General features: G+C 69.3%; 12 protein-coding genes and 1 riboswitch. Of the genes, 7 read left to right on the forward strand and 5 right to left on the reverse strand.

The genetic code is table 11. The features are described from left to right. The first annotated feature begins 55 nt into the window (after positions 1–55). From Q4V64_RS25620 to Q4V64_RS25630, 3 genes are all read left to right on the forward strand, one after another. Positions 56–1168, forward strand: a complete 1113-nt coding sequence (locus tag Q4V64_RS25620) for a LacI family DNA-binding transcriptional regulator (protein WP_124440774.1) — start codon at positions 56–58, stop codon at positions 1166–1168. Between the two features lie 231 nt (positions 1169–1399). Next, positions 1400–2497 carry a metallophosphoesterase gene (locus Q4V64_RS25625; protein WP_253267017.1) on the forward strand — a complete coding sequence of 366 codons (1098 nt, stop codon included), beginning with the start codon at positions 1400–1402 and terminating at the stop codon, positions 2495–2497. 193 nt (positions 2498–2690) lie between these two features. Next, complete coding sequence (locus Q4V64_RS25630) at positions 2691–3554, forward strand: hypothetical protein (RefSeq protein ID WP_124440772.1); 864 nt, start codon at positions 2691–2693, stop codon at positions 3552–3554. Between the two features lie 128 nt (positions 3555–3682). Here Q4V64_RS25630 and thiC read toward each other — a convergent pair whose 3' ends face one another. Next, complete coding sequence (thiC, locus tag Q4V64_RS25635; protein ID WP_124440771.1) at positions 3683–5500, reverse strand: phosphomethylpyrimidine synthase ThiC; 1818 nt, start codon at positions 5498–5500, stop codon at positions 3683–3685. Next, a riboswitch (TPP riboswitch) is annotated at positions 5493–5682 on the reverse strand. (Overlaps the previous gene by 8 nt.) A 71-nt stretch (positions 5683–5753) precedes the next feature. On the opposite strand from thiC, the gene Q4V64_RS25640 reads away from it, so the two are divergent. Then, a complete protein-coding gene (locus Q4V64_RS25640) occupies positions 5754–7454 on the forward strand; it encodes a YibE/F family protein (protein ID WP_124440770.1) in 1701 nt (566 codons plus the stop codon). Between the two features lie 216 nt (positions 7455–7670). Here Q4V64_RS25640 and Q4V64_RS25645 read toward each other — a convergent pair whose 3' ends face one another. From Q4V64_RS25645 to Q4V64_RS25660, 4 genes are all read right to left on the reverse strand, one after another. Continuing rightward, positions 7671–8108 carry an SsgA family sporulation/cell division regulator gene (locus tag Q4V64_RS25645; RefSeq protein WP_124440769.1) on the reverse strand — a complete coding sequence of 146 codons (438 nt, stop codon included), beginning with the start codon at positions 8106–8108 and terminating at the stop codon, positions 7671–7673. A gap of 99 nt (positions 8109–8207) precedes the next feature. Further along, the gene (locus Q4V64_RS25650) at positions 8208–8942 is read right to left on the reverse strand and encodes a helix-turn-helix domain-containing protein (protein ID WP_253267019.1); all 735 of its coding nucleotides are present in this window, start codon (positions 8940–8942) and stop codon (positions 8208–8210) included. A gap of 417 nt (positions 8943–9359) precedes the next feature. After that, on the reverse strand, positions 9360–9572 hold the full coding sequence (locus Q4V64_RS25655; protein WP_124440768.1) for a DUF5326 family protein: 213 nt from the start codon (positions 9570–9572) through the stop codon (positions 9360–9362). 149 nt (positions 9573–9721) lie between these two features. Next, the gene (locus Q4V64_RS25660) at positions 9722–10039 is read right to left on the reverse strand and encodes a cupin domain-containing protein (protein WP_095756014.1); all 318 of its coding nucleotides are present in this window, start codon (positions 10037–10039) and stop codon (positions 9722–9724) included. Between the two features lie 60 nt (positions 10040–10099). On the opposite strand from Q4V64_RS25660, the gene Q4V64_RS25665 reads away from it, so the two are divergent. The 3 genes from Q4V64_RS25665 to Q4V64_RS25675 are packed head-to-tail and all read left to right on the forward strand — an operon-like array spanning position 10100 to position 12175. Beyond that, the gene (locus Q4V64_RS25665) at positions 10100–10477 is read left to right on the forward strand and encodes a phage holin family protein (RefSeq protein ID WP_124440767.1); all 378 of its coding nucleotides are present in this window, start codon (positions 10100–10102) and stop codon (positions 10475–10477) included. Positions 10478–10484: 7 nt separating this feature from the next. After that, the gene (locus tag Q4V64_RS25670; RefSeq protein WP_124440766.1) at positions 10485–10976 is read left to right on the forward strand and encodes a low molecular weight protein-tyrosine-phosphatase; all 492 of its coding nucleotides are present in this window, start codon (positions 10485–10487) and stop codon (positions 10974–10976) included. 44 nt (positions 10977–11020) lie between these two features. Beyond that, the gene (locus Q4V64_RS25675; protein WP_124440802.1) at positions 11021–12175 is read left to right on the forward strand and encodes a cystathionine gamma-lyase; all 1155 of its coding nucleotides are present in this window, start codon (positions 11021–11023) and stop codon (positions 12173–12175) included. The last annotated feature ends 17 nt before the right edge of the window (positions 12176–12192 follow it).

Genomic DNA, 12192 nt, shown 5'->3' on the forward strand with positions numbered 1-12192 from the left:
CGCGTGCATATGCGTCCGCCCTACCCCACCGCATGAGCCCTACTATCGGCTCGCCATGACAGCAGCAGGGAAGCACCAGGTGAGCCGCGCGGAAACCTCACGGCGAGGCAGCCGGCCGGGTCGGGCGGGCATCAGAGACGTGGCCGCCGCCGCCGGAGTCTCCATCACGACAGTCTCCGACGCCCTCAACGGCAAGGGCCGGCTCCCGGACGCCACCCGACGCCACGTCCGCGAGGTCGCCGACCGGCTGGGCTATCGCCCGTCGGCCGCCGCCCGCACGCTCCGTACCGGGAAGTCAGGACTGATCGGCCTGACCGTGACGACATACGGGGATGAACCTTTCACCTTCACCGAGTTCGCATACTTCGCCGAGATGGCCCGCGCCGCCACCTCGGCCGCCCTCGCCCGCGGCTACGCCCTCGTCATCCTTCCGGCGACCTCCCGCCACGACGTGTGGTCGAACGTCGCCCTCGACGGCACGGTCGTCATCGACCCCTCCGATCAGGATCCGGTCGTCAGCGAGCTGGTCCGGCAGGGTCTACCGGTCGTCTCCGACGGCCGCCCGGCCGGCGCGCTCCCGGTCACCGCCTGGGTCGACAACGACCACGAGGCCGCCGTACTGGGCATCCTCGACCACCTGGCCGAGGCCGGAGCCCGCCGCATCGGCCTGCTGACCGGCACGACGACGGATACGTACACCCACCTGTCGACCACCGCCTACCTGCGCTGGTGCGAACGCGTCGGCCAGGACCCGGTGTACGAGGCCTACCCGGCGCACGATCCGTGCGCGGGCGCCGTCGCCGCCGACCGGCTGCTCGCCCGCCCCGACCGCCCGGACGCCGTCTACGGCCTGTTCGACCCGAACGGCACCGACCTGCTCGCCGCCGCCCGCCGCTACGGGCTGCGCGTCCCGGACGACCTGCTGCTGGTCTGCTGCAGCGAGTCCACCGTGTACGCCAACACCGAACCGCCCATCACCACGCTCTCGTTGAAGCCACGCCGCATCGGCACCGCGGTGATCCAGCTGCTCATCGACGCCATCGAGGGGGCCGCATCGGACCAGCCGGTCGAGCAGGTGATACCGACCGAGCTGATCGTGCGTACCTCGTCCCAGCGACGTTCGCCGCGGACGACGGTCAGTCCGCCGCGGTCGCCCGAGGAGAAGTAGCGCCCAGACGGCCGGAGGAAGAGGGAAAGCGCGTTCCGCTGGGCGGGGCCAGGGCGGCTGACAGGCGGTCGAAGCCCTGCCCAATCGGGGCGAAAGCCGCAGTGAACTGGAGTCTTGCGCCGATTCACTACCCCTGGGTCATCACATGGCGCGATCCGCATTCCTATGATGGGCCCACGACACCGCGGGCCGCTGCGACCAGGCAGTCCGAAGCGGTGCAGATGCGGCGCGATGGTGGAGGGGTCGATGACTCAGGGGGCCGGTCAGGGACCCGAGGTGGAGCGGGCGGCGACGTTGCGCGACTTCCGGGTGCCCGCGTACGTCCACGAGACCGGTCCGTACACCCACACCGCGCACACCGACGAGACCGTGCCATCTGTCGAGGAGCCGGTGGACCCTCCCGAGGGGTACACGCCGACGCAGCGCGACCTGCCGGTGATCAACCGCGGCGACACGCTTCAGGTGCACGTCGATCCCGTGTCCGTACTGGCACCGCAGCCCGTCAACGGCCCCGGGCCGCTGTTCGTCGTCGGGGACGTGCACGGCTATCTCGACGAACTGGTGGCCGCCCTCCAGGGCAAGGGCCTCGTCGACAGCGCGGGGCAGTGGTGTGCGGGCACCGCCCGGCTGTGGTTCCTCGGCGACTTCACCGACCGCGGCCCGGACGGCATCGGCGTCATCGACCTCGTGATGCGGCTGTCCGCCGAGGCCGCCGCGGCCGGGGGCTACTGCAAGGCGCTCATGGGCAATCACGAGTTGCTGCTGCTCGGCGCCAAGCGGTTCGGCGACACGCCCGTCAACTCCGGGGCGGGCACCGCCACCTTCCAGGCGGCCTGGCTGCTCAACGGCGGCCAGAAGACCGACATGGACCGCCTCCAGGACCACCACCTGCAGTGGATGGCCCGCCTCGACGCCATGGAGGAGGTCGACGGCCATCTGCTCGTCCACTCCGACACCACCGCCTACCTCGACTACGGCGACTCGATCGAGGCGGTCAACGACACCGTCCGCGAGACGATCACGCGCAACGACGCGGACGAGGTGTGGGATCTGTTCCGCAAGTTCACCAAGCGGTTCTCCTTCCGCGACGAGGGCGGAGCCGATGCCGTACGCTCGCTGCTCGATACGTACGGCGGCACCCGCATCGTTCACGGTCACAGCCCCATTCCGTACCTCCTGGGCGAGGTCGGCTCCGAGGAGAGCGAGGACACCGCCGGTCCCCTGGTCGAGGGACCGCACCTCTACGCCGACGGGCTCGCCATCGCGATGGACGGCGGGGTGACCATGGCCGGAAAACTGCTGGTCCAGCAACTTCCCCTGGATATCTGAAGGTTCCCGGGGCAGACGTTCCCGCAGGATGGACTGATCGACGACCGTGCTGGCCAGAGGGCATTTTCGGTAAACCCCCTGTCACCGCACACCATCATCGCTCTACCATCGGCTTATCCGTAGCAGGCTCCCCTCCGTTTCTGCCCGACGGCTCGTTCGCATGCGAGCCCCAAGCCCTACGGAGCATCGGGGGATGCACATGAACAGCGTTCCGCAGCACCTGCTGAGCGAGGACCGCCAGGAATACGAGCGGATCCTCGATGAGGCGCTGCGCTCCGCACCAAACCGCCCGGAACTGGCCGCTGTCGGACAGCGGCTCAACCCCGAACAACTGCGCACCATGGCGCTCAACGCCACCGCACTCATCACGGCGGCCGCGGCGACCGAGTACCAGCAGTACGTGAAGGCACGCGAGGAACTGCGCCAACCGGCCTCGTCCACCCCGTCGTCCACGCGCGAAACCGGCTCCTCGGAACCGGGCACGAGCGCGATGGGGCTCGCCACCACCATGGGGGAGGCCGCCGAGACCGCCGGCGCGGGTGCCGTCGCCGTCGTCGCGGTCCTGGCACCCGTCCTCGCCGGAACCGCCGCGGCGATCTTCCTGCTCGTGGGTTACATCCTGAAGATGCTCGACCCCGAGCGGGCGTTCGCCCAGACCATGCTCACCACCGGATGGGTGTTCGGCGCCATGACCGCGGCCGCGATCCTCGTCGCCGCCGTCGGGCTCCTGCTCACCGCGCTGCGCAACCGGCCCTCGCTCGACACCGGGCCGTACGGCGAGTTGAGCGAGGAGGTGGCCCGGGCCAGGGAAGCCTGGCAGGAGGCCCTGCTGGAGCGCGGCATCCTGCCGTTCCTGCGGGAGGCACTGGCCGACCCCGGTACCGCCGCACTGCGCCGTACGGCACCGCCGGCGCCGACCAGCCGCATACCGCACCTCGGTTACGACCGGCCAGGCTTCAGCAGCCCGGACGACGGCGCCTCCGGCTCACGCCCGAGCTACACCAGCCCGGACTATTCCAGCCCGGACTTCGGGGGGCCGGATCACAAGCCGGAGTAGCCGGAGCGGCCCCTCGGCTTGCGCCCCCACCCAGGGGAGCGCAAGCCGAAGACCCGCCCTCGGGCGCCTGCGGTAAGGACATCGGCGCCTGTGCTCGTGTCCGGCCGTCCGCGAACAGGACCTCGCCGTCAGTCCGCGATCGGCAGGTACACGCGGTTGCCCGCCGCCGCGAACTCCTTCGACTTCTGCGCCATACCCTCCTCGATCTCCTCCTGACTCCCCCCGTGCTGACGGCGGATGTCCTGGGAGATCTTCATGCTGCAGAACTTCGGCCCGCACATCGAGCAAAAGTGGGCAGTCTTGGCTGGTTCGGCAGGCAGCGTCTCGTCGTGGAACTCACGTGCCGTGTCCGGGTCGAGGGCGAGGTTGAACTGGTCCTCCCACCGGAACTCGAAGCGGGCGTCCGACAGCGCGTCGTCCCACTCCTGCGCATCCGGATGCCCCTTGGCGAGGTCGGCTGCGTGGGCGGCGATCTTGTAGGTGATGACGCCGGTCTTGACGTCGTCACGATTGGGCAGACCCAAGTGCTCCTTGGGCGTGACATAGCAGAGCATCGCCGTGCCCCACCAGGCGATCATCGCGGCACCGATGCCGGAGGTGATGTGGTCGTACGCCGGCGCGACGTCCGTCGTCAGCGGGCCGAGCGTATAGAACGGAGCTTCATCACAGATCTCCTGCTGAAGGTCGATGTTCTCCTTGATCTTGTGCATCGGGACATGGCCCGGGCCCTCGATCATGGTCTGAACGTTGAAACGCTTCGCGATCCGGTTGAGTTCCCCGAGAGTTCGCAGTTCCGCGAACTGCGCCTCGTCGTTGGCGTCCGCGATCGAGCCCGGCCTGAGGCCGTCGCCCAGCGAGTACGTGACGTCGTAGGCGGCGAGGATCTCGCAGAGCTCCTCGAAGTTCTCGTACAGGAAGCTCTCCTTGTGGTGCGCGAGGCACCACGCCGCCATGATCGAGCCGCCGCGCGAGACGATGCCCGTCTTGCGGTTCGCGGTCAGCGGCACGAACGGCAGGCGCACGCCCGCGTGGACCGTCATGTAGTCCACGCCCTGCTCGGCCTGTTCGATGACCGTGTCCTTGTAGGTCTCCCAGGTCAGCTCCTCGGCCTGGCCGTCGACCTTCTCCAGGGCCTGGTAGAGCGGCACGGTGCCGATGGGAACGGGGGAGTTGCGCAGCACCCATTCGCGCGTGGTGTGGATGTTGCGGCCGGTGGACAAGTCCATGACCGTGTCGGCGCCCCAGCGGGTCGCCCAGGTCATCTTCTCGACCTCCTCCTCGATGGAGGACGTCACCGCTGAGTTGCCGATGTTGGCGTTGACCTTCACCAAGAACCGCTTGCCGATGATCATCGGCTCGATCTCCGGGTGGTTGATGTTGGCAGGCAGCACGGCCCGGCCCGCCGCGATCTCCGCCCGCACGACCTCGGGTGAAACGTTCTCCCGGACGGCCACGAACTCCATCTCGGGCGTGATCTCCCCGCGGCGCGCGTACGCGAGCTGCGTGACCGCCTCGCCCTCACGGCCGCGGCGCGGCTGGCGCGGTCGCCCCGGGAAGACCGCGTCGAGGTTGCGCAGGCCACCGCGCGGCGAGGTGTGCTTGATGCCGTCGTCCTCGGGGCGGACGGGTCGGCCCGCGTACTCCTCGGTGTCGCCGCGGGCGATGATCCAGTTCTCCCGCAGCGGCGGCAGGCCCCTGCGGACATCGGTCTCGACGAGTGGGTCGGTGTACGGGCCGGATGTGTCGTACAGCGTGACCGACTGCCCGTTGGTGAGGTGCACCTGGCGGACCGGCACGCGCAGATCGGGGCGTGAGCCCTCGACGTACGCCTTGTGCCAGCCGATGGACTTCCCGGCCTCCTCGCTCGTCGCGGTCTCCGTCGGCGCGGCCGTCGGATTCTGCGGGGTCTGTGTGGAGGCAGGCGTGCGTGCGTCCCTGTTGGTCATGAGACCTACTCCCTACGCCGGCATTACCCGGTAACAGGTTCGGCGGTCGACGCAGCGGTCTCCGTCTGCCGATGTTTCGTGGGAAACATCACTCGCTTCGAGCGATGTTTCATGTGAAACATGGCTGGGACGGAGGTCAGCGCCCTCTCAGCCCGGTGCTCCGAGCTCCCGCGTGTACAAAGGCGGCTCCACGCTAGCGGCAATTCGGGCGCGGTGACCAGAGGGCCCCTGTCGTTCTTGCGATGATCGGTCGGTGACCACGACACATCAGCCCCCGTACCCACCGCCCGAGCCGCCCCGCGGACCCGGCTCCGGAAACGGCCACGGCCAGGGAGACCGTTGGGAAGACGGCCCTGGAGAGGGCCGTGGAGGCGGCCATGGTTCCGGTGGTGGACACGGCTACGGCCCCGGGCCGGCTGGTGGGGGGCACGACAGCGGCCCCGGGCCGGGAGCCGTTGGGGGGCACGGCCACCATTCCCCCGGTGGCGAGAGCGGTGGTGGTCACGGTCCTGGGGGCGGTAGCGGTGGTGGTCACGGTCCTGGGGGCGGTAGCGGTGGTGGTCACGACCCTGGTGGCGGCGACGGCCCTGGTGACGGTGGTGGTCACGGCTTTGGTGGCGGGCACGGTCACTCACACAGTCATGGGCCCGCAGCCCCCGTCTCCAAGCACCTGCGCAAGGTCATCGCGGCGGTGCTCATCCCGTTCGCCGCGGCGGTGCTGGTCGGGCTCGCGGTGCTGTGGCCCGGTGGCGCCCCTCCCCACGAGCGCACGGGCGTCGGCTTCGACCGGCAGACGCAGCAGGCCACCGTCACCAAGGTGATCGAGGTGAGCTGCAAGGACGTCAACGCCTCGGGGGTCCCGCCCACCGGAGACACTTCCACCGCCGAGGGATCCTCCGCGGTGCAACAGGCGAACGGCACCTGCAAGAAGGCGACGATCCGGGTCGACAGCGGCAAGGACAAGGGCCGTACGTTCACCGAGATCGTGCAGCCGGACCAGTCCCGGCAGTTGCACGAGGGCCAGAAGGTCGTGGTCGCCTACGAGCCCTCCGCACCGAAGGACCTGCAGTACTCGGTCACCGACGTGAACCGTCGGCTGCCGATGGCCCTGCTCGCCGGCATCTTCGCGCTCGCCGTCGTGGTGGTGGGCCGACTGCGCGGTGTGATGGCGCTGATCGCACTCGCCATCAGCTTCATGATCCTGAACTTCTTCATCCTGCCCGCGATCCTGCAGGGCTCGAACCCGCTTGTCGTGGCCGTGGTCGGCGCGAGCGCCATCATGCTGATCGCCCTGTACCTGTGTCATGGCCTCTCGGCCCGGACCTCCGTGGCGGTGCTCGGCACGCTGATCTCGCTGGTACTGATCGGTGTCCTCGGTTCGCTGTTCATCGGCTGGGCCGCGCTCACCGGCAACACGGACGACAACACCGGTCTGATCCACGGCCTGTATCCGTCGATCGACATGAGCGGTCTGCTGCTCGCCGGGGTCATCATCGGCTCACTCGGCGTCCTCGACGACGTGACGGTCACCCAGACGTCGGCGGTCTGGGAGCTGCACGAGGCCAATCCGACGATGGGCTGGCGCGGGCTGTACCGGGCGGGCATCCGCATCGGCCGGGACCACATCGCGTCCGTCGTCAACACGCTGGTCCTCGCCTACGCGGGCGCCGCGCTGCCGCTGCTGCTGCTGTTCTCGATCGCGCAGAGCAGCGTGGGGACGGTCGCCAACAGCGAGTTGGTGGCGGAGGAGATCGTGCGCACGCTGGTCGGCTCGATCGGCCTGGTCGCCTCGGTGCCGGTGACCACGGCCCTCGCGGCCCTGGTGGTCTCGGCCGACCGGTCGGGGGCGGAGAAGGGAACGGCCACGGCGACGGCGGGAGCGACGGGGACGGGGACGAGCGGTGCCCACCCCGCCCCGGCGCGCGGCGGGAAGGGCCGCCGCCGCAGGCGCTGACGCGCTCGAGGGCGGCCGACCCGGCCATCACCCGACACCCGACCGAGCCCCCGCCATCACTCAGACCGAGCCCTCGCCATCACCCGCCCGAGCCCCGGCCGTCGGCCCGCCCCGTACCGCGGATCCCGCAACCACCCGCTCGCAGCGAGCAGAAGCGTTACTGCACAGCTCCGCGACCGTGACGAAGCGTTCCGCCAGGGTCGCGGCCGTAACGCTTCAGCCCGTGCTCTGCTCCTCCGCCAGGATGCGGTCCAGCGCCTCGTCGAGATGGGAGTCGAAGTCGCCGAGAGCACCCTCCTGGCCCAACGGCACGAGCTTGTCGGTGCGGTCGAGGAACGCGACCAGCGGGGCCGTGGACGAGCGGAACAGGGCCTGGTCGCCGCCGACCTGAAGCCGGATCAGTACTTCGCCCAGCCCGTCGGGATCGGCGGGCGAGACCCGTACGTCCCCGTCGCCGCAAGGGCGCCCCAGACCGTCGATCAGCAGCTCGCGGCCGAAAGCCCAGGTCACCGGGGCATCGCCCGGCAGGTGGAAGGTCAGCCGTACGGCATAGGGATCGCAGGTCTCGTAACGCAGCTCCACCGGGATGCGGAAGGAGAGTTCCTCCGACACGAGAAAGCTCATCATGACCTCTGCCTGTACGGACTCGCCCATTGCCTATCCCGTCACTTGCCGTCGACTGGCTGGGAATGACCCCTCTGACACTGCTGGCATCTTGCTGAACGTACACGAGAGATCACAAGGAGTGAGTTTTCAGATACTGATAGAGATCGCCAGAGACCCCAGGAGCCGCCCCACCGCACTCTGCAACTGCCGCGTGGCCGCCGGGAGCCGGTCGGCCTGATGAGCCGGCAGGGAGATGGCCATCGTCGCGGCAGTGTTGCCGACCGTGATCGGGATCGCGGCGCACACCGTGCCCAGCGCGTACTCCTGCCGCTCCGTCACCGGTGCCATCCGCGGCATGCGTTCGAGCCGCCTGAGCAGGCTGTGACTGTCACGCACTGTGTACGGGGTGATGGACTGCACGGGGTAACGATCGAGGTGGTCGCGGCGGGCGTCCTCGTCCAGTTGGGCCAGCAGGCACTGTCCGATGGCGTGCGCGTGCCCGGTCTCACGGAAGTCGGCCCATTCCTCCACCGCCGGATTGCCCGGGCTGTCGGAGACGCACATGACCTCGATCTCGCCCTCGCGGTACATCGCGTAGTACACGGGTACGCCGATGGCGTCGCGCCAGCACGCGAGCGTGTCGGCGACCATGCTGCGACGTTTCTGCTGGGCTCCGCTGCCGCCCAGCCGCACGGCCGCCTCACCGAGGAAGAACAGCCCCTTCTCACGGCGCAGATAGCCCTCGTACACGAGGGTGCGCAGCAGGTGGTAGGCCGTGGGGAGCGCGAGCCCCGTCTCGCGTGCCAGTTGCTTGGCCGGTGCTCCGTGTTCGTGCTCGGCGACGGATTCCAGCAGGCGCATCGCGCGCTGCACGGAACTGATGAGGGTCGTGGAGTGCGGCTGGGCGGGGGATTGCGTCGCCCGCCGCTGCGCGGGAGGTGCCGTCGAGGCGGACCGCACGGAGAGTGCGGAATGCTCGGGAGGCCGGGTGCGGGCTCCCTGAGCCGGGAGGGCGGGTTGGGCGATGGCGGTGGGTACGGGGGGTTCCGCGGATGCGGTGTCAACCGTGGCCAAGGGGTCACTCCCGAAGCGCGAGGGGGCAGCCCGTGTGGGGGAACACGGGACGGGTGTACGCCGCTCGCGGGGTCGTCGTCCCCGCGTCGAGTTCCGGACTCTAATCGTCCGCCACCGCTCGCAGACGGTCTGCCCAGGAGATTTCCCTCGCGCGAGGGAACCGGCGATTCCTGTTACCGACCGCCGGTTGTCCTGGGTGGACCGCTCATCGCTGGCCCCGGTCCCTCACCAGTCGCCGCGTGACGAGGAGCTCGCCGTGAACTTTCGCACGACGTAGATCAGTCCGCCGACCAGTGCCACGAAGACCAGCACCTTGAAGAGCAGTCCGATGACGAAGCCGACCACACTGGCTATCAGCCCGCCGAACACGACCAGGGCGATGACCGGCACCGCGACCCACTTCACCCACCACGGCAGTCCCGTGAAGATCTCTCGCATCGCCCTTTACCTCTCTGATGCCCGGCACTGCTGGTGCCGGATCTTCCAATGTCCTGCACTCGATGCTAGGGCGAGGAGGGGGTCCGACGGGGGCCTCGCATCCCTTGTCCGTCCCTGACTGATCCCCTAGGGAACCCCGAGGTCACAGGTCAGCTCTCCGGGGGAGAGAACACCACCAGGACCCGGAGGTCCTCGCTGATGTGGTGGAACTTGTGTGCGACACCGGCCGGCACGTACACCACGCTGCCGCGCGCCACCTGGGTGGTCTCGAGGCCGACGGTGATCGCGGCGCGGCCGCTCACAATGAAGTAGACCTCGTCCTGATTGTGCGGCTTCTGTGGATCATGCTCGCCCGCGTCTAGCGCGTACAGGCCGACGGACATGTTCCGCTCCCGCAGAAACTGCAGGTAGGCACCCTCATTGGCGGCGCGTTCCGCCTCCAGTTCATCCAGCCGGAATGCCTTCATCGCCCTCGTCCGCCCTTGTCCCACTGCTCGTAGCCGATCTCGTCTGCCACGATCAGACACATGAAGAATTTCGTAGTCAAGACGATCGCCAACGCGGGCGCCCTGGCGGTCGCCGTATGGCTGCTCGACAAGATCACCCTGACCGGTGACAGCACGGGCAAGAAGGTCTGGACACTGATCCTCGTCGCCCTGGTCTTCGGCCTGGTGAACTTCCTGGTCAAGCCAATAGTGAAGGTGCTGACCTTCCCGCTGTTCATCCTCACGCTCGGCTTGTTCACCCTGGTGATCAACGCGCTGATGCTGCTGCTGACCTCGTGGCTCGCCGACAAGATCGACCTGAGCTTCCACGTCGAGGGCTTCTGGACGGCAGTCCTCGGCGGCCTGATCATCTCGATCGTGTCCTGGGCGCTCCACGTCGTCCTTCCCGACGAGGACTGACCACGTCATGACCTACCGCGTCTGCTTCGTCTGCACCGGCAACATCTGCCGCTCCCCGATGGCCGAGTCCGTCTTCCGCGCCCGCCTCCAGGAGGCCGGACTGGACGGCCTGGTCGAGGTCGACAGCGCCGGCACGGGCGGCTGGCACGAGGGCGACGGCGCCGACCCGCGCACCGTCACCGTCCTGGCGGACAACGGCTACGACAGCGAGCACACCGCCCGGCAGTTCCAGGCCTCCTGGTTCTCCCGCCTCGACTTCGTCATCGCCCTCGACGTCGGGCACCTCAAGGCCCTGCGCCGCCTCGCCCCTTGCGAGGAGGACGCCCAGAAGGTGCGGCTGCTCCGCTCGTACGACCCCGCCGCGGGCGCCGACCTCGACGTGCCGGACCCGTACTACGGGGGTATGGACGGCTTCGAGGAGTGCCTTGAGATGGTGGAGGCGGCGAGCGACGGTCTGCTGGCCGCGGTACGGGAGCAGGTGGAGGGACGGGCGGCATGAGCGGTACGCCGGGTCAGGGGCTGCCTTCCGACGGCGGTGGCGGCATGAGCGGTACGAGTGAGCAAGGGCCGCTTCCCGCCGGCGGTGACGGCACGCGCGCGGTGCGGGCCGGGCTGCCCGAGCCGGTCAAGCACGCGCCGACTCTGCCCGGTCCGGTGTTCGCCGCCCACTTCCACCTGCCGGGCGAGGTGACGGGTCCGTACGGCTACGGCCGCGACGACAACCCGACCTGGACCCTGCTGGAGCGTGCCATCGGCGAGCTGGAGGCGCCCGGGCAGGACGGCGTCGAAACGCTCGTGTTCGCCTCCGGCATGGCCGCCGTCTCCTCTGTGCTCTTCTCGCAGCTGCGCGCGGGCGACGCCGTCGTCCTGCCCAGCGACGGCTACCAGGCGCTGCCCCTGGCGCGCGCCCAACTGGAGGCGTACGGCATCGAGGTGCGCACCGCTCCGACCGGCGGCGACGCCCAGCTCGAGGTCCTCGACGGCGCGAAGCTGCTGTGGATTGAGAGCCCGTCGAACCCGGGGCTCGACGTCTGCGACATCCGGCGGCTCGTCCAGGCGGCACACGCGCGGGGCGCCCTCGTCGCCGTCGACAACACGCTCGCTACGCCCCTCGGGCAGCGGCCTCTGGAGCTCGGCGCCGACTTCTCCGTGGCCAGCGGCACCAAGCAGCTGACCGGGCACGGCGACATCCTCCTGGGATACGTCACCGGCCGCGACGCCGAGGCCATGGCCGCCGTACGCCGATGGCGCAAGATCGTCGGGGCGATTTCCGGGCCCATGGAGGCGTGGCTCGCACATCGCTCGATCGCCACGCTCCAGCTGCGCGTCGACCGGCAGAACGCGAATGCCCTGGTGCTTGCCGAGGCGCTGCGGGAGCGGCCCGAGGTGACCGGGCTGCGCTATCCGGGGCTGCCCGACGACCCCGCGCACAAGATCGCCTCGCAGCAGATGCGGCGCTACGGGTGCGTGGTCTCCTTCACGCTGCCCACGCGCACGCGTGCCGAACGTTTCCTCGACGCGCTGCGGCTTGTGGACGACGCCACGAGCTTCGGCGGGGTGCGGTCCACCGCCGAACGGCGTCGGCGCTGGGGCGGGGACGACGTACCGGAAGGCTTCATTCGCTTCTCGGTCGGTGCCGAGGACCCCGATGACCTGGTGGCGGATGTGCTGCGTGCGCTGGACGCAACGGCCCAGTGACCACCCTTGCGCACACG

Origin of the sequence: Streptomyces sp. NL15-2K (assembly GCF_030551255.1) — a bacterium.
Taxonomy (GTDB): Bacteria; Actinomycetota; Actinomycetes; order Streptomycetales; family Streptomycetaceae; genus Streptomyces.